This window comes from Reyranella sp. GW821-FHT12G01, from assembly GCF_058806575.1.
Map to the genome: position 1 here is coordinate 2,069,945 of NZ_JBXAPV010000001.1, position 16,660 is coordinate 2,086,604.

The window sequence follows — 16,660 nt, forward strand, 5'->3', positions numbered from 1 at the left end:
AGACTCCAGGGGCGGGCGAAAAGTCCCTCATGTGCCGTTGCGCGGCGTCCGCTCTTGCGACTCCCGCCCGGCTTCGATCATCGAGCGGATGCGGTTTGCCATCGCCTCCATGGCAAACGGCTTGGTCAGCACCGCCATGCCGGGGGCGAGCTGGCCGTTGCCGACCGCGGCGTTCTCGGCGTAGCCCGTGATGAACAGCACTTTCAGGTCGGGCCGGCTGATGCGGCCGGCGTCGGCCATCTGTCGTCCGTTCATGCCGCCCGGCAGGCCGACATCGGTCACCAGCAGGTCGATGCGCACGTCCGATTGCAGGATCTTCAGCCCGGCCGCGCTGTCGCTCGCCTCGATCGCGGTGAAGCCGAGTTCGTCGAGAATGTCGGTGATGAGCATGCGCACGGTCGGCTCGTCGTCGACCACCAGCACGGTTTCGCCCTGCTCCGAGCGCGGCAGCGTCCGCCTCTCGGTCGTGAGGGTCTCGTCGTCGATCTCGCCGTAGTGGCGCGGCAGGTAGATGCAGACCGTCGTGCCCTTGCCGACCTCGGAATAGATGCGCACCTGTCCGCCCGACTGCTGCGCGAAGCCGTAGATCATCGACAGGCCAAGCCCGGTGCCTTCGCCCATCGGCTTGGTCGTGTAGAACGGCTCGAACACCCGGGCGATCACGTCCTGCGGGATGCCGATGCCGGTATCGGTCACGCACAGCGAGAGATACTGGCCTTCGGGAATGTCGCGCTCCCGTGCGGCGCGTTCGTCGAGCCACTTGTTGGCGGTCTCGATGGTGATGCGGCCGCCGTCGGGCATCGCATCGCGCGAATTGATGCAGAGGTTCAGCAGCGAATTCTCGAGCTGCGAGGGGTCGACCAGCACCGGCCAGAGGCCGCTCGCGCCGACGGCCTCGACGGCAATGCCGGGACCGACCGTGCGCTGGATCAGGTCCTGCATGCCGTTGACCAGGCGATTGACGTCGATCGGCTTGGGGTCGAGCGTCTGGCGGCGCGAGAAGGCCAGCAGGCGATGCGTCAGCGCGGCGGCACGCTTGGCGGCGCCCTGGGCCGCCGCCATGTAGCGCTCGACGTCGCTGAAGCGGCCTTGCTGCAGGCGGCCCTGCATCAGTTCCAGCGAGCCGGAGATTCCCGTCAGGAGGTTGTTGAAGTCGTGCGCGAGGCCGCCGGTGAGCTGGCCCACGGCCTCCATCTTCTGCGACTGGCGCAGCGCTTCCTCGGCCCGCATCAGCTCGGCAGTGCCGTCGGCGACGCGCTGCTCCAGCGTCTCGTTCAGCCGGCGCAGTTCTTCGGTCACGCGCACGCGCTCGGCCTCGTCGGCACGCCGCTTCTCGACGTCGATCAGCACGCCGGGAAAGGTAAGCGGCGTGCCGTCGGCCGCCTTGTCGACGCGGCCGTTGGCCTCCAGCCAGTAGTAGCGGCCGTCGGCGCGCAGCGTGCGGTACTGATGTGCGTAGGCGCCGCCGCGCGCGATGGCTTCGTCGATGGCGACGGTCAAGCCCGGCCGGTCGTCGGGATGCACCGTGGCGATGATCTGGACGAGAGGGATGCCTTCACGGCCAAGTGCGGGATCGAGACCGAAGGCGCGTGCGAACGCTCCGTCGACGGTGAAGCGGTCGGTCGGCAGGTCCCAGTTCCAGGTGCCGATGATGGCGCCGGCCGCCAGTGCAAGCTGCACCCGCTCGCCGTTGCGGCGCGCGAGGGCCTCGCTGGCGGCGAGCGCTACCTGCTCCTCGGCGAGGCGGCGTTCGACGAGAACGCGCGCGGTCGTTTCCGGCGTGATGTTGAGGACCGCAGCCACGCTGCCGTCCTCGTCGCGCAGCGGCGAGAGCGAATAGTTGAACCAGGCGGTTTCCGTGCCGCCACCTTCGAGGCGCGCCATGACGAAGGGCGCATCCTCGAAATAGACCCGCCCGCCTTCGTTCCGCACGCCTTCGAACTGGGGCTTCAACTCGTCCCAGATCTCGGCCCAGACGATCGAGCCGGGCTGTCCCAGTGCCGCCGGGTGCTTGGCCGCCAGGATCCGGCGATAGGCATCGTTGTAGACGAGCGCGAACTGCGGGCCTGACCAGAGGCAGATGGGAAAGGGCGAGTCGAAGATCGTCCGCGCCATCGTCCGCAGCGCCGGCGACCAGCCGGTGGTAGGACCGAGCGGGCTTTTCGACCAGTCGATCTCTCGCGCATGCGACCGGACTTCGCCGGCTCCCGCAAAGAGTTCAGCGGCGTTGGCGTGGGCCTCGTTCCTGAAATTCAAAGCACTCTCGTTTGCCACGTTCACAGGTCACCAGTTCACTCGGCAGATACCGATGCATAGCGCGTTTTGGGGCGACGGCTGCTGCAAGTTTACGGATTCATGCCGGGGCCGGATGACATTGTCCCGAATTGACCGCCTTGGGGTAGTCACCATGCGTGCGATATCAAACGCTGGTTTACGCTCTGGCTGGCGTGGGCGATGACCGCTACATGCTCTGCGCCGATCCGGCACACCCCGTTGAGGCTTTGTCCAGAAGGGGACAGGCCCTATGCTCGCTCAATCACCTTCGACAGGACCGCAATGTCAGACGTTGCAACGCCCGGCCGGACCGTGCCCCTCGATGAGGTGATCGTCACGCGCGAACTCGACGCGCGTCCTTCCCTCGAGAAGGACCACCGGCAGGTCAACGCCGCCATCATGCAGCTCGCGGCACGGCTGGTCGATGGGCCGGAGAAGGTCCTGCCGGAGTTCGTGCGGCTGGCGATGGAGCTGGGTGGCGGCGTCTCGTCGGGCATCAGCGTCTTCGAGTCCGATGTCACGCCTCAGGTCTTTCGCTGGGCATTCCTCGAAGGATCGCTGGCCGCCTTCAACGACGCCACCACGCCGCGCAACGACAGCCCGTGCGGCGTCACGCTCGATGCGCGCGGGCCGGTCCTCGCGCGGCATGCCGAGCGCTACTATTCGTGGATCTCCGACGCCAACATCGTCGTGCCCGAAGTGCTGCTGGTGCCCCTCAACCGCGGCGACGAGCAGCTCGGCACGTTGTGGATCGTCTCCAATCAGCTGGGCCACTTCAATCGAGGCCATGTCGCGGCGATCCAGGACCTCGCCACCTTCGTGAGCATCGCGCTGCAGCTCCTGCAATCCGAACAGCGCCTGCAGGCGTCGCTGGCCATGCAGCAGTCGCTGACGCGCGAGATGAGCCATCGCGTGAAGAACGTGTTCAACATCGTGGAGGGACTGGTGCTCTTCAGCACCAGGAGCGCGACCTCGAAGGAGGCGCTGGGTGAGGCCCTGTCGGGACGTGTGAGGGCGCTGGCCGTGGCGCACGACCTGGTGAAGCGGACGCCTGGAACGTCGAGTGCGCAGGTGACGGACTTCGCGGAGCTGGTGGGCGCGGTCCTGAGACCCTACGCGGCCGCGCACGGCCGGCCGGTTCGCTACATGCTTGCCGGCCCTGCGGTCGAAGTCGGCGAGATCGCCACCAACAATCTCGCGCTGGTTTTTCACGAGCTGGCCACCAACGCCGCCAAGTACGGCGCCCTGACGAGCGAGACCGGTTCGGTGCGGGTCGAATGGCGTCTTGAGGAGCAGGGCGGGCGAAACACTGTCGGGATCTCCTGGACGGAGAGCGGCGGGCCCCGTCTCGCGGCGGCGCCGGCGACGAGCGGGTTCGGTACGCGCCTGCTGCGCGAGACCATCCGCGGCATGGCGGGGACGCTGAGCCACGACTGGCGGTCCGAAGGCCTGGCCGTCACGCTCGCGATCCCGCGCGCCCAGTTCGACAAATAGACGAAGCGGCCGCAACACGGTTCGATCACGAACGAGGCGGCTTGGCCTTCCGGGAAGTGTAGCGGTTCGTCTGGTCGACGGCCTCCGCCCATAGGCTTCTGGCGTTATCGACGAACAGCGGATCTGCGCGTACGGCCGACCCTCGCAGGCGATCGTAGAGGTCGTGAGCTTTCTGCTCGGCCCTCCGCAAGCGCTGTAGTTCGGAATCGGGCTTGTCCATGAAGAGGCAACATCTGCCGACTCGCCCGGGTTCCATCCCGGAACAAATTACGTCGAGCAGATCGGCCCGGTCATTGCAAAGCGAGGATTGCACGGAACGGGGAATTGGCATGCTCACGACGGATACCGCGGTGATGCTCGCGACCTACGGTGACTGGGCCGACCAGATCCTGTTCAGGGCGATGCGGGAGCTGCCCGGCGACGCGGTCTATCGGACGCGCAAGACGCTGTTCGGGTCGATGATCGGCACGCTCAATCACAACTACCAGGTCGACCTGATCTGGCGCGCCCATCTGCTCGGCCAGAAGCACGGCTTCTCGACGCGCCGCGACCTGCTGCATCCCGACCTCGACGCGCTGGTCGAGGAGCAGTCGACGATCAACGAATGGTACATCGACTGGGCCAAGGCCCAGACGCCCGACAGCCTTCGGGAGCGCCTCAAGTTCAACTTCGTGTCGGGCAAGGGCGGGGAGATGACGCGCGGCGGGATGTTCCTGCACATCGTCAACCACAAGACCTACCATCGCGGCTGGGTCGCCGAGATGTTCTTCGACTCCGGCGTCAATCCGCCGGAGACCGACCTCTGCGTCTATCTCTGCGAGGGTTGATTGCCTGCCTGATCGGGGGGCGGCCAGGGCGCGCGTGCATCACGCCGGGGAAGACCTGTAGAAGATCAGGACGTGCGCCCGCCACGGACAGGACAATCGCATGACCCGGTCAGCCAACGCCGTCGTTACCTTCCGCATCGTCATCGAGCAGCCGGTGCCCGGCGTGCTCCACAGCCTCCAGTCGAAGGACGGCGAGCCCCTCGATCCGAAAGCGTCGCGCAAGGGCGAGAAGCTCGCGTTCGAGTTTCCGGTGCGCGTTGCCGCCGGACCGAAATTCTCCGGCGATCAGGTGCGCCGCGAAGGGCCGGAGCGGCGGTTCGTCTATGTCCGCATCGGCCAGATGGCCGGCGACGCCGCGTCGCCGTGGTCGCGGCGCATGAAGATCGACATCCACGACATCAAGAAAACTCTCGTCGAGCGCGCCGTCGCGGCCGGTGCTGCGGGCGTCATCGAATTGACGGTGGCCGGCACGGGCGCCGACGGCACGCCGGCCTGCGCCACCGTGCAATCGGCCCGCGCGCTCAAGAGTTAGGCTGGCCGTCAGGCGGCGTCGGCGATCAGCGCCACGCCGGCGGTCGTCATCACCAAAAGTCCGCCGGGAAAGAACCACAGCCACCAGGCGTCGCGCAGGTATGGCCCGGCATGGGCCATGATGTGGCCCCAGCCCGGCATCGTGTGATCGGTGAGGCCGACGAAGGAGAGGGTAGCCTCGGCCAGCACCGCGCCGCTGAACAGCACGCCGGTGAGCGACAGTGCGAGCGGCAGGATCGCCGGCAGCACGTGGCGTAGCGCAATCATCGGGCGCGAGACGCCGAGCGCGCGGGCGGCGATCACATGCGGCTGGCCGCGCAGCCCGTAGGCGGCGGCGCGCACGACGCGGGCCACCATCGGCCAGGTGCCGATGCCCAGCGCCAGCGCCGTCAGGAGATTGCCGGCGCCGAACAGGCCCACCAGCACGATGGCGAGCAGCAACGGTGGCACGGTGACGGTGAGTTCGGCGCCGCGCATCACCAGGTCGTCGGCAAGGCGTCCGCCGAACGCCGCCACGAGGCCGAGTGCGAGGCCCAGCAGCAGCGCGATCGCCGTCGCATAGCCGCCGACCTCGAAGGAGACGCGCGCGCCCTGCGCCAGCAGCAGCAGGAGGTCGTGGCCGAGATCGTCGGTGCCGAACGGATGGGCGAGGCTCGGCGCGGCCAGCATCGCGCCGGCGCGCGGCTTGCCGAACAGGGGCGCCAGCACCGCGAGCAGGACCGGCGGCGCGAGCAGCGCCAGTCCCCAGCGTGCGGCGCGGCGGCGCGACGGATCGAGGGCCGCGTCAGGCTGCATGGCTCGCCTCGTCGCGGTCGATCGCCATGCGCGGGTCGAACCGGTTCATCATCAGGTCGGTCAGAAGGTTGCCCAGCATCGCCACCGCGCAGACCGCGAGCGCGATGCCCAGCACCAGCGGATGGTCGCGGTTGATCGCTGCCGACACGATCAGGCGTCCGAGGCCGGGCAGCGCGAACACCGTCTCGACGGCGATGGCGCCCACGAAGGTCGCGCCGATGCGGCCGCCCATCACCGCCAGTACCGGATGCAGCGCGTTCACCAGCGCATGCCGCCGCCGCGCCCGCGGGAAGTCGAGACCCTTGGCCAGTGCCGTCACCATGTAGGGCCGCACCACCTCGGCCTGCAGCGCGGCGCGCAGGATCAGCGCCATCATCGCGAGCTGGTGGATCGCGAGCGCCGTCACCGGCAACACGAGATGGCGCAGCCGGTCGCCCAACTCCGGCCTGATCGCGCGCGGATCGTCGAGCCCCTGCACCGGGAACCAACCGAGCTTCAGCGCGAACAGCAGCACGAGGCCCTGCGCGATCCAGAAGGTCGGCATCATGTGGCCGACCAAGGCCAGCACCGGCGCCAGCATGTTGCGCGGCGCACCGGGTGGCCGCGTCGCCAAAAGGCCGATGGCGCCGCCCAGCAGCAGCGACAGGAACGCGGCCGGCAGCACGATCGAAAGCGTGGCCGGCAGGCGTTCGAGGATCACGTCGGCGACCGGCGCCTTGTGCAGGTAGGAGCGGCCAAGATCGCCCGACAGCACCGCGCCCGCCCAGGCGAGGTAGCGTTCGGCGAGCGGCCGGTCGAGCCCGTAGCGCTGCTCGATCTCCTGCCGCAGCTCGGCCGTCGCATATTCGCCGCTCAGCGCCGTGACCGGTCCGCCCGGCGCGATATGGATCAGCAGGAAGGCGAGCGAGCCGACGACCGCGAGGCCGATTGGCACCTGCAGCAGGCGCCGCAGCAGATAGCGGCCCATCGCGGTGTCCGGCCTAGCGGCGCGCCGCGCGTTCGGCGAACTGGCCGCTCCAGGCCGCGAAGCTGGTCCACTCGTTGCGCCACGCCGCGGTGAAGTCGGTCTCGACCAGCCAGACGTAGGGAAGGTCCTTCACCACGATCTGCTGCATCGCGCGATAGGCCTCGGCGCGGCGCTCGCGGTTGGTGGTGGCGCGGGCCTCCGCGATCAGCCCATCGACCTTCGGGTTGCGATAGGCCGCCGCGTTCGAGAAGGGGATGTTGCCGATGTTGCTGGAGAGATACATGCGGTTCACGCCGATCTCGGGATCGGTGCCGTTGCAGTAGGAAATCAGCGTGAGATCGAAGGCGCGCTGGCGGAACACCGCGTCGACCATCGCCGCCGGATCGACCAGGCGCGGCTGCACGCGGATGCCGACCGCGCCGAGCTGCTCGCGCAAAAGATCGGCGTAGCGGCCGAAGCTCGCGAACTGCACCAGCTCGACGGTGAGGCGCACGCCCTGCGGGTCGGGCTTCAGTCCTGCCTGGTCGAGCAATACACGGGCGCGCGCCGGGTCGAACAGCGAGGCCGGGAAGGAGCCGGCCGCATGCGCCCACGGGATGCCGCTCGAGATCGGCGCGTCGGCGACACGGCCATGGTCGAGCAGGATGCGCTCGACGAACTGGCGGCGGTCGATCGCCGCGGCGAAGGCTTCGCGCACCTCGCGGACCTGCAGCGACGGCCGGTCGAGGTTGAAGCCCAGGGTCATGATGCAGTTGCCGCCGCCCGGCCCGAAACGCACGTCGGTGGTCGTCACCTTGCCCGAGCGTTGCAACCTTTGGATCTCGTTAGGCGCGACGCGGCCCACGAAATCGACCTCGCCGGCGGCCAGCGCCTGCGCCTGCGTGGCGCCGTCGGGAATGACGCGGAACACCAGCCGGTCGGGCTTGGGCAGGCCCGGCTTGAAGTAGCTGGCATTTCGCGCCAGCACGACGCGGTCGTCCTTGGCGTAGCTCTCGAAGCGATAGGGGCCGGAGCCGACCGGCCTGAGGTTCGCCGGGTTCGTCTCGATGTCGCCCTCGCCATAGACATGGCGCGGCAGGATCGGCGCCTCGGTGACGTCGAGCTGCTGGATTAGGGCGGGATAGGGCCGCTGCAGGCGGAACTCCACGCTGGTCGGGCTCAGCACCTCGATCGAGTCGAGCACCGGCCCGAGGCTCGCGCGCGTGCGGGCATGATGCTTCACCAGCACCCGCTCGAAGGTGAATTTCACGTCGTCGGCCGTGACCGCGCGGCCGTCATGCCATTTCGCATTCGGCGCCAGCTCGAAGCGTGCGCGCATCCCGTCCTCGGAAAGCTGCCAGCGCAGCGCGAGGTCGGGTTGCGGATCGCCCTTCTGGTCGAGTGCGACCAGCCCGTTGAACAGCGAGTCGGCCACCGCATGCGTCGGCGAGCCTGTGGTGATCGCTGGATTGAGATGGCCGGGATCCGCTGACACGGCCGCGACGACGATCAGCGGTTGTTGCGCCACGACCGCGGTCGCCACGGTCGATGCCAGGGAGAAGCAGAGCGGCAGGAAGGCGAGGCGACGCAGACGCATGAACGGGAAACTCCGGATGGGCGCAGACCTTATGCGGTCGGTGCCGATAAATCATCAGCTTGCATGCCGAAGCATCGTATGCACAATTTAATAATTATGCATACTGACGCCCTTCAGCTTCAAATCCGTCTTCAGCCGTCGCCCAAGCCGCCGGCGAGAACAATGCTGGTGGCGCGGCGGCTGGCGAAGGGCAGGACTCTGCGCGAGATCGGCACCGAGCTCGGCGTGTCGCCGCAGCGGGTGCATCAGATCGCCGTGGCCGCCGGGCTGGAGAACAGGATCTACGATCTGCGCCGGATCGAGCGCGAGAAGAAGCAGCGCGACGAGAGCGTCCGGCAGGAAGCGACGAAGGCCCGGAAACGCGCCGTTATCGAGCGCGGCCTCGCGATGATCCGCGCGGGCAAGTCGGTTCTCAACGCCGAACGCGATCTTGGGCTCAAGCGCGGGTGCCTCGGTCGCGTGGTTCGCCTGAAGGGGATCAAGTCACAGCACGGCCCCAACAGGCCGGACCGCCTGCCGGCCCCCGGCACGATCCGCCACGCCATCATGACCTTGGCGGACGGCACCCGAACCGTCGCCGAGATCGCGGCAGCGGTCTCGAAGTCGATCGCGCACGTCCGACAGGACCTCTCCCTGCTGCGCCGCAACGGCCTCGACGCGAGAACGCGGCGTCACGAGCGCGGCGTCGCGTGAGTCGCGCGTCAGGGTCTTTCCGTGTTGAATTGCCCACCCGCCTCATCCTGAGGAGCGCCGCGCAGCGGCGCGTCTCGAAGGATGGGCAACAAGCGTGGTGCGCGTGCCCACCCTTCGAGACGCGGTCCTGCGGCCCGCTCCTCAGGGTGAGGTGGGTGTTTTAACAGAGCGATACTTTTGAGGCGCGCCCTCAGCCGCGCCCCATCGCATAGAATTCCTTGTTCGGGCGCATGCTGGTGACGTTGGCCATGCGGTTCGACAGGCCAAAGAACGAGGCGATGGCAGCGATGTCCCAGGCGTCTTCCTCGTCGAAGCCGTGTTCCTTCAGCGTCGCGATGTCGGCGTCGCCGACGAGATGCGCGGACTGGCTGACTTTCACGCCGAAATCGAGCATCGCCTTCTGGCGCGGGGAGATATCGGCCTTGCGGTAGTTGATCGCGACCTGGTCGGCGATCAGCGGGTCCTTGGCGCGGATGCGCAGGATCGCGCCGTGGGCGATCACGCAATACTGGCACTGGTTGAGGTTCGAGGTCGCCACCACGATCATCTCGCGTTCGGCCTTGCTGAGGTTGCCGGGCTTGTCCATCAGCGCATCGTGATAGGCGAAGAAGGCGCGGAACTCCTCGGGGCGATGCGCCAGCACCAGGAAGACGTTGGGGATGAAGCCCGACTTCTCCTGCACCTTCTCGATGCGCTCGCGGATGTCGGCCGGCATGTCGGCCAGCGCAGGGACGGGGAAGCGGCTGACGGCGAGTTCTTTAGCGGACATGAGGGGCGTGCTCCCGAAAACGCATGTGATTGGTTGACGCCAACCTACCGCGTCTCAGGTCTCGTCGTCTTCCTCGCCGCTGTCGTGCCAGTCGACGATGCGGACCATGCGCTGGTCCTTGTCGAACACGATCCTGAGGCTGTCGTAATCCGTGCCGTCGGGCGTGTCCTTCAGGTATTGCCACTGCGCGACCGTGGTGCCGTTGCCATGGCCGCGCACGCGAACGGCCTTGCCGAACTGGCGCACGACGTCGGTGTAGGTAGTCTGGCCCGGCGTCAGCCGGTCGACGGCCTCCGCGTCGATCGGCTTGCCGATCTCGCGGGCGCAGGCGCCGAGCGCCAGGACGCAGGCCAGCGCCGTGAGGCCCAGGCGGGCCGGCTTCAGAAGTTCGGATGACAGTCTCACGCTACGCCTCCACCAAGCTACGCATACCGACTGCACTACGCTTGCAGAACATGGCGGTTCCTTGGCGACGGTGGGCGAGTTTCAGGCCGCCCGCAGATAGGCGTTCGATATCCAACGGATGTTGGCCAGAGCCTGCAGACAGGCTTGCCTCCCGCCGGACCGTCGCCCATTCTTGGCCTCTTCAACATCGTGTGCGTCGCGGACTTCCCTACATGTCTCTGCACTGGACCATCGACTCGCGGGAGCAGCTTTTCACGGCTGTGTGCGATGGCAATGTCGACCTCGACGAAGTGCACCGGATGCTCGACGTGATGGTCGGCTCGAACGTGCTGGGCTACCGCAAGATCTTCGACGGCACCTATGGCGAGACCCGGATGGGGCCGCTGGATATCCTGAGCATCGGCGTGCGCATGAGGTCCCTGCAGACCGGCGGCGACGATCACGGGCCGCTGGCGGTCGTGGTGCCCGACGACAAGTACCATCTGATCTCGCGCGTGCTCGGCATCCTCGCCGCGGCCAAGCGGCCGATGCGCGTGTTCAACGATCCCGAAAAGGCGCGCCGCTGGCTCGATTCGTCCGCCGTCCGCGCCAGCCTCCCCGAATCCGAGACGGGCCCGACGTCGCACTAACAGCGACGGAGGCGTCATGAGGCGATCGTTCGCCCTTCGGCGCTCTCGGACATTGCAAGCAATGTCCTGTCGCTCAACGGGCTGAGCTTCGCTCAGCCCATTACCGCACCGAGTAGACGAAGTTGGCGCCGCCGGTGGACCTTCCGCTGCCGGAGCCGCCGGCCGGCATGGTCATCGCCTCGTAGACGAACAGCACGAAGTCGCTGAACGCCTTGCGCCCGTCGTAGGGCTCCTGATTGGCGACGCGCCTGCAGGTGCTGTTCCGTGACCCGCAGACATAGAACGACGTGAGGCTGTGATCGCCGATCTTGATCATGTCGGCGGTCCTGTTCTTCTCGCCGTGGATGAAGCGGTACTTCAGGTTGGGATTCACATAGAGCCGGGGGTGCTTCGACTTCAGGTCGTCGACGCAGATCACGCAGTTTGGCCCTTGCGTGAAGGTCGGGTCGGCATAGAGAAGGCGCTCGTGCGCCACCGAGCCGTTTTCCGGGCAGCCCGCGAGCTTGTAGGCGATGTTGTCGCCGGGCGGCGACGAGGGGATCGCGAGCGCCTGAAGCGGGTACTCGCAGAGGAAGAGCTTCTCCGCTTCCTCCTCGGTGAGTTCCTTCGACGGGTCCTGATGTGAAAGCGTGCCGGTGGCATATTGATAGAGCGCCCGCAGGCGGCGGAGCTGGTTGGAGCCGTTGGCGGGAACCATCGTCCAGCTCTGGTTCCATGAATCGACGAGCTGGACGCCGATGCCGGGAGCGGCCGTTGCCAGCGTTCCCGTGATCTGGGTCGTCGGCGCCCGGGCCTCGGTGAGCCGGGTGGCCTGCGAGAAGCTTGGGCCCAGGGGAAGGGTGATGCCGGGATTGACCGCGTTGGCGGTCTGGGCCGTGCCGATCGAGATCGTCACCTGCGACGGGACGAACTCCGGGTCATCGAGCGCCTGGGAGAGGTTGTAAAAAATCTGTCGCTTCTGCAGCGACCCAAGCGAGGAGGCGAGATCCGCCGTGTTGTAGTTCAGTTGTGTGCTTGCACAACCCGCAAGGGTCACGGCCAAGCCGATGCACGCCAGGAACGAACGCATACTCTCCCCCAAAGTCGCGCCGGGAGCTTGGCGATGTTCGACTTTGTATTCAATGCGCTCGTTTGTACGCTCGGCAGGTCCGCTCCGTTCGCGAGGACACCGAGCCGATGCGTGCTCTAGGCGGGCCCCGCCTGAACAACCAGGTCCGCCACCTTCGCCTTCTGCGCGTCGGTCAGCGACACGCTCTTGCGCGAGGCAGCATCGACATAGACGTGGATGAAATGGCCGAGGGCGGCCGGCGCCTCGCTATCCCTGGTGAAGATCGCGAGTTCGTAGCGCACAGAGCTGTTGCCGATGCGGCCGATGCGGATGCCGACATCGACCGTCTCGGGAAAGCCGACCGGCGCCAGAAACTCGCAGCCGCTGGCGATGCACAGGCCGATCGAGGTCTGGCCCGGCGCCTGCAGGATGCCGCGCTCGATCGCCAGGGTCGTGAGCGCCGTGTCAAACCAGTTGTAATAGACGGCATTGTTGACGTGGCCGTAGGCGTCGCAATCGGACCAGCGGCTGGCGATCGGCAGCCACCATCCGAAATCCCCGCGCCGCTCGTCCTTCGCCGCCTTCACGCCCGCCATCGCGATCTCTCCCGCTTCGATAGGGCTCTTCTACAGATCGTGGCGGACGCTGCAATCGTCGCAAACACCGCGCGTCGCGTCAGCCTCTGGCCTGAGGCATGCGGAACGTGAACGTCGTCCTGTCGGGCGTCGAGGTTGCGGTGAGGGTGCCGCCGTGGGCGCGGGCGATCTGGCTGCAGATGTAGAGGCCGAGGCCCAGGCCCTGCTGGCTGGCGCGGACCTCGCCGCGGAAGAAGGGCTCGAACAGTTTTGCCAGCGCCGCTTCGGGAATGGGTGGGCCGGCGTTGCTCACGCTGAGTTCGAACGTGCCGTCCTTCACCTTCGCCTCGATACCGATCGGCGTCCCGCGCGCGCCGTGGACGACCGCGTTGCCCAGCAGGTTGGAGAGAAGCTGGCCAATGCGGCCGGGGTCGCAGGACACGGTCTCGGTCAACGCGAAGTCGGTGACGAAAGCGCGATCGGGCGCCGTGGCGCGCAGTTCGTCGATCACCTGCGTCAGGACCGGCGCCAAGGCGACATCGCTGCGAGTGAGATCGATGCCGGTGCCCAGCCGGCCGCGCGCGAAGTCGAGGATGTTGTCGATCAGCCCCGACATGCGCGAGATGCTGCCCTGGGTGAGAAGCAGCATCTCGTCGAGCGTGAGCTTGCCGCGCTTCACGAGCTGGGCGCCGGCCTGGATCGACGCCAGCGGGTTGCGCAGGTCGTGGCCCAGCACGGCGATGAACTGTTCGCGCAGTTCGGATTCGCTGTTGGCATGCGTCAGCCGCGCCGTGGTCGCCTCGGCGTGCGTTTCGGCCCGTTGGCGCGCCATTCGCTCCGTCGCGTTGAGCCGGCGCAGCTCGAGCATCTTCATGATCTGGCGCGCGGTCAGCCGCAGCAGCGCCTTCTGGTTCTCGTCCAGTTCACGCGGCTGGTAGTCGAGGACGCAGATCGTGCCAAGCGGCAGGCCCTCGGGCGTCTCGAGCAGGGCGCCGGCATAGAAGCGCAGGCGCGGATCGCCGGTGACCAGCGGATTGTCCGAGAATCGCTCGTCCTTCAGCGTGTCGGGCACGACGAACAGATCGGGCTGCAGGATCGCGTGGGCGCAGATCGAGGCGGGGAGCGGCGTCTCGCGCACGCCGAGGCCGATCTCGGCCTTGAACCATTGCCGCTCGCTGTCGATCAGGTTGATGACGGAAATCGGCGTGCCGCAGATCGCGCTGACGACGCGGACGACCTCGTCGAACTCCTCCTCGCGCGGCGTGTCGAGGATGTCGTAGGCCCGCAAGGCGGCAACGCGCCGGCTTTCGTCCGAATGTCGGAGGGCTTCCATCGATCAGGTATAGCCCGGCGTGCTTACCAAGTACTTACCCCTTGTCGGGCGGCCGGTTGATGGAATCCTTGCGTGGGATGTCGAACGCAGTGCCCGCTGCATCAGCTTTTCGCGCCCGAAGCCAATGCCTTGTCTGCCGGCACCGGGTCGCCCATCAGCTCGTGCACGGCGCGCGCCACGATCTCGAGCGTATAGGGCTTCTGCACGACGATGCGGCTGCGATGCTCCATCGGCAGCTGCGCCTGCTCGCCGTAGCCGGTCGCGAACAGCAGCGGGATGCCGAGGTCGTTGAGGCGGTGAGCGATGGGGAAGCTGTTGCGATCGCCCAGGTTGATGTCGAGCATGGCGAGCGACGGCGGCGCGGCATCGATGGCATCGAGGGCGGCTTCGACGGTCGCCGCCGTGGTGACGTTCTCGGCGCCCAGCCGGTAGAGAATGTCCTCGGCGTCGAGCGCGATGATCAGGCTGTCCTCGACCAGCAGGATGGAGCAGCCCTTGAGGATCTGTCCCGGCTGCGCCTGCGGATGACCGGGCGCGGAGCGCTGGTAGCGCGAGGGCGTCACGGCGCCGGGTTTGGGCTCGACGACATGGCGCGCCGGAATGCGGAAGGACGCCTTGATGCCATCGCGCAGGTAGCTCATCTCGGCCGCGCCGCCGAGATCGTAGGGGATCGAGCGCTCGATGATGGTGGTGCCGAAGCCCTTGCGGCTCGGCTTCTTCACCGGCGGGCCGCCGCTCTCGGACCATTCGAGCATCAGGTCGCCCCTGGCGTCGAGATGCCAGCCGAGCCGCGTGCGGCCGGTCGGCGTCGAGAGGCTGCCGTACTTGGTCGAGTTGGTGACCAGTTCGTGCAGCAGCAGCGCCACCGTCGAATACGCTTGCGGCTTGAGGAGGAGGGGCCTGCCCTCGGAGACCAGCCGCTCCTTGTCGCCGACGATCGCCGCCGTCTCGGCGTCGATCAGCGCCTGCATCGGCGCCGGGCCCCAGTGGTCGTCGGTGATCTGGTTGTGCGCGCGCGCCAGTGCATGGATGCGGCCGTCGACCAGGCGCACGAAGTCCTTCACTGCGGGCTCGTCAGGCTGCGACTGACGGATGAGGCCGCGGATCACGCCCAGGATGTTGCGCACCCGGTGGTTCAGCTCGGCGATCAGCAGCTCCTGCCGCGCGCTCACCTGCTGGCGCTCGGCGGTCGCCTCGTCGGCCAGGCGCAGCACGACCTCGATCAACGTCGCGCGCAGCGTCTCGGCGACCCGCAACTCGGCGGGGCTGAAGGGTTGCGACTTGCCTTGCACCAGCTCCTTCCATTCCTCGAAGCTCTGGCGCGGCGTGAGCCGCGGGCCGTTGGGGCCGAACTGGACCGGCTTCTGCGGATCGCCCGCCCAGCGGACCGAGCGCACCATCTCGGAGCGGAAGAGCACGACGTAGTCGCGCGGCGACCGCGAGATCGGGATCGAGAGCAGGCCCGCCGAGGTCGAGGCGAAGGCGCCCGCGCCGTCGAGGATCGAGCCGATATGGTCGGTGGCGAAGACCTTGCCCGCCTGCGTGCCGTTCAGCGCGCGGACGATGCGGCGGAATTCGTCGGTCGAGGGCACGACGCCGGAAAAGGCGTAGGAGCCGGCGATCCAGATGCCCATGCCGTCGGCCGGGATGGCGCGCATCAGGATGTCGGCCAGCCAGTCGGGATCCTCGAGCAGCGTCTCGTTGGAGGCGATGGCGCCCAGCAACTGGTCGGAGACGTCACGCGCGCGGCGTTCGTAGGCGACATGCTCCTGGCGCTCGCGCGCCTCCAGCCGCATCGAGAACATTTGCGCGAACAGCTCGCTGACGGCGCGGCGCTCGAAGCTCGGGCAGCGCGCCGAATAGTGATGGCAGGCGAACAGGCCCCACAGCCTGCCCTCGACGATGATCGAGATCGACATCGAGGCGCCGACGCCCATGTTGCGCAGGTACTCGATGTGGATCGGCGAGACGGCGCGCAACGCCGAGAGGGAGAGATCGAGCGGCCGGCCCGACGGGTCGAGCTGCGGCACGATCGGCACCGGCTCGGCATTCACGTCGCAGATGACGCGCAGCAGGTTGCGCTTGTAGAGCTCGCGCGCCTGCTGGGGGATGTCGCTGGCGGGATAGCGCAGGCCGAGGAAGGTGCCGATGCCGGGCTTGCAGGCCTCGCCCACCACCTCGCCCGAACCGTCGGGGGCGAAGCGGTAGACCATCACGCGGTCGAACTCGGTGAGGCCGCGCACCTGGCGCGCGCCCTCGCGGAAGAAGGCGTTGAGGTCGTCGCACTGGTCGAGGCGGCCGATCATCGAGCGCACGATGCCGGTCGAATCGCGATGCTCGCCCGAGGAGGGTTCGCCCTCGATCACGACGCTGCCCGCCGACAGGTGAATGGCGATGTCGAAATGCGGCCGGCCGTCGACGGCCTCGACGTCGAACAGCCGCTCCACCGAGTCGGGTCCGCGCAACATGATGGTGCGGTTGCGCAGGTCGTGGATCGCCTCGGCCTGGAAGAAGTCCGCGAGCGGCTTGCCCAAAAGCTCTTCCGGACCGAAGCCGAGATGATCTTCGACGTTGGCCGAGGCGCGCGCGATCATCCAGTCCGAGGTCAGCGCGATCAGGAAGCCGATGGGCTGGATGGCGCCCAGAATGTGGATGGGCTCGCGATCGCAATTCGTGAGATCGACGCTTTGGACCGGCTCGTTCACCCAGTACTCCAAGATGTGCCCGATGACGCGCCGTGTGGC

15 protein-coding genes are annotated in these 16,660 nt (G+C 67.5%); 5 read left to right on the forward strand and 10 right to left on the reverse strand.

Annotation, left to right across the window (positions count from 1 at the left end; genetic code table 11):
* Positions 1–27 precede the first annotated feature (27 nt).
* The gene (locus AC1RP5_RS09965; RefSeq protein ID WP_493113330.1) at positions 28–2,115 is read right to left on the reverse strand and encodes an ATP-binding protein; all 2,088 of its coding nucleotides are present in this window, start codon (positions 2,113–2,115) and stop codon (positions 28–30) included.
* 441 nt (positions 2,116–2,556) lie between these two features.
* Between AC1RP5_RS09965 and AC1RP5_RS09970 the strand changes: the two genes are divergently transcribed.
* The 3 genes from AC1RP5_RS09970 to AC1RP5_RS09980 all read left to right on the forward strand — a co-directional run bounded on the left by AC1RP5_RS09970 (position 2,557) and on the right by AC1RP5_RS09980 (position 5,127).
* Complete coding sequence (locus AC1RP5_RS09970; RefSeq protein ID WP_493110485.1) at positions 2,557–3,768, forward strand: sensor histidine kinase; 1,212 nt, start codon at positions 2,557–2,559, stop codon at positions 3,766–3,768.
* 329 nt (positions 3,769–4,097) lie between these two features.
* A complete protein-coding gene (locus AC1RP5_RS09975) occupies positions 4,098–4,595 on the forward strand; it encodes a DinB family protein (protein WP_493110486.1) in 498 nt (165 codons plus the stop codon).
* Between the two features lie 100 nt (positions 4,596–4,695).
* Positions 4,696–5,127 carry a DUF5990 family protein gene (locus tag AC1RP5_RS09980; RefSeq protein WP_493110487.1) on the forward strand — a complete coding sequence of 144 codons (432 nt, stop codon included), beginning with the start codon at positions 4,696–4,698 and terminating at the stop codon, positions 5,125–5,127.
* An 8-nt stretch (positions 5,128–5,135) separates the two neighbouring features.
* On the opposite strand, the gene AC1RP5_RS09985 is transcribed toward AC1RP5_RS09980, so the two are convergent.
* From AC1RP5_RS09985 to AC1RP5_RS09995, 3 genes are read right to left on the reverse strand one after another with little or no spacing between them, the layout of a single operon-like run.
* The gene (locus AC1RP5_RS09985; RefSeq protein WP_493110488.1) at positions 5,136–5,921 is read right to left on the reverse strand and encodes an ABC transporter permease; all 786 of its coding nucleotides are present in this window, start codon (positions 5,919–5,921) and stop codon (positions 5,136–5,138) included.
* Positions 5,911–6,888: an ABC transporter permease gene (locus AC1RP5_RS09990; protein WP_493110489.1), complete on the reverse strand. Its 978-nt coding sequence runs from the start codon at positions 6,886–6,888 to the stop codon at positions 5,911–5,913. Before AC1RP5_RS09990 ends, AC1RP5_RS09985 begins: the two co-directional genes overlap by 11 nt.
* Positions 6,889–6,901: 13 nt before the next feature.
* The gene (locus tag AC1RP5_RS09995; RefSeq protein ID WP_493110490.1) at positions 6,902–8,464 is read right to left on the reverse strand and encodes an ABC transporter substrate-binding protein; all 1,563 of its coding nucleotides are present in this window, start codon (positions 8,462–8,464) and stop codon (positions 6,902–6,904) included.
* A 162-nt stretch (positions 8,465–8,626) separates the two neighbouring features.
* Here AC1RP5_RS09995 and AC1RP5_RS10000 point away from each other — a divergent pair, with 162 nt between their 5' ends.
* Positions 8,627–9,157 carry a hypothetical protein gene (locus AC1RP5_RS10000; RefSeq protein WP_493110491.1) on the forward strand — a complete coding sequence of 177 codons (531 nt, stop codon included), beginning with the start codon at positions 8,627–8,629 and terminating at the stop codon, positions 9,155–9,157.
* A 190-nt stretch (positions 9,158–9,347) separates the two neighbouring features.
* Here AC1RP5_RS10000 and AC1RP5_RS10005 read toward each other — a convergent pair whose 3' ends face one another.
* Together AC1RP5_RS10005 and AC1RP5_RS10010 are read right to left on the reverse strand one after the other, a co-directional pair.
* Complete coding sequence (locus tag AC1RP5_RS10005; protein ID WP_493110492.1) at positions 9,348–9,926, reverse strand: peroxidase-related enzyme; 579 nt, start codon at positions 9,924–9,926, stop codon at positions 9,348–9,350.
* 54 nt (positions 9,927–9,980) lie between these two features.
* A complete protein-coding gene (locus AC1RP5_RS10010) occupies positions 9,981–10,331 on the reverse strand; it encodes a hypothetical protein (RefSeq protein ID WP_493110493.1) in 351 nt (116 codons plus the stop codon).
* Positions 10,332–10,543: 212 nt separating this feature from the next.
* Here AC1RP5_RS10010 and AC1RP5_RS10015 point away from each other — a divergent pair, with 212 nt between their 5' ends.
* The gene (locus AC1RP5_RS10015; RefSeq protein ID WP_493110494.1) at positions 10,544–10,960 is read left to right on the forward strand and encodes a hypothetical protein; all 417 of its coding nucleotides are present in this window, start codon (positions 10,544–10,546) and stop codon (positions 10,958–10,960) included.
* A 100-nt stretch (positions 10,961–11,060) separates the two neighbouring features.
* On the opposite strand, the gene AC1RP5_RS10020 is transcribed toward AC1RP5_RS10015, so the two are convergent.
* The 4 genes from AC1RP5_RS10020 to AC1RP5_RS10035 all read right to left on the reverse strand — a co-directional run bounded on the left by AC1RP5_RS10020 (position 11,061) and on the right by AC1RP5_RS10035 (position 16,621).
* The gene (locus AC1RP5_RS10020; protein ID WP_493110495.1) at positions 11,061–12,029 is read right to left on the reverse strand and encodes a hypothetical protein; all 969 of its coding nucleotides are present in this window, start codon (positions 12,027–12,029) and stop codon (positions 11,061–11,063) included.
* A 116-nt stretch (positions 12,030–12,145) separates the two neighbouring features.
* Entirely contained in the window at positions 12,146–12,604 is a 459-nt protein-coding gene (locus AC1RP5_RS10025; RefSeq protein ID WP_493110496.1) for an acyl-CoA thioesterase, read from the reverse strand.
* Between the two features lie 79 nt (positions 12,605–12,683).
* Positions 12,684–13,916: a GAF domain-containing sensor histidine kinase gene (locus AC1RP5_RS10030; protein ID WP_493110497.1), complete on the reverse strand. Its 1,233-nt coding sequence runs from the start codon at positions 13,914–13,916 to the stop codon at positions 12,684–12,686.
* Positions 13,917–14,017: 101 nt separating this feature from the next.
* On the reverse strand, positions 14,018–16,621 hold the full coding sequence (locus AC1RP5_RS10035) for an HWE histidine kinase domain-containing protein (protein WP_493110498.1): 2,604 nt from the start codon (positions 16,619–16,621) through the stop codon (positions 14,018–14,020).
* Positions 16,622–16,660: the final 39 nt, after the last annotated feature.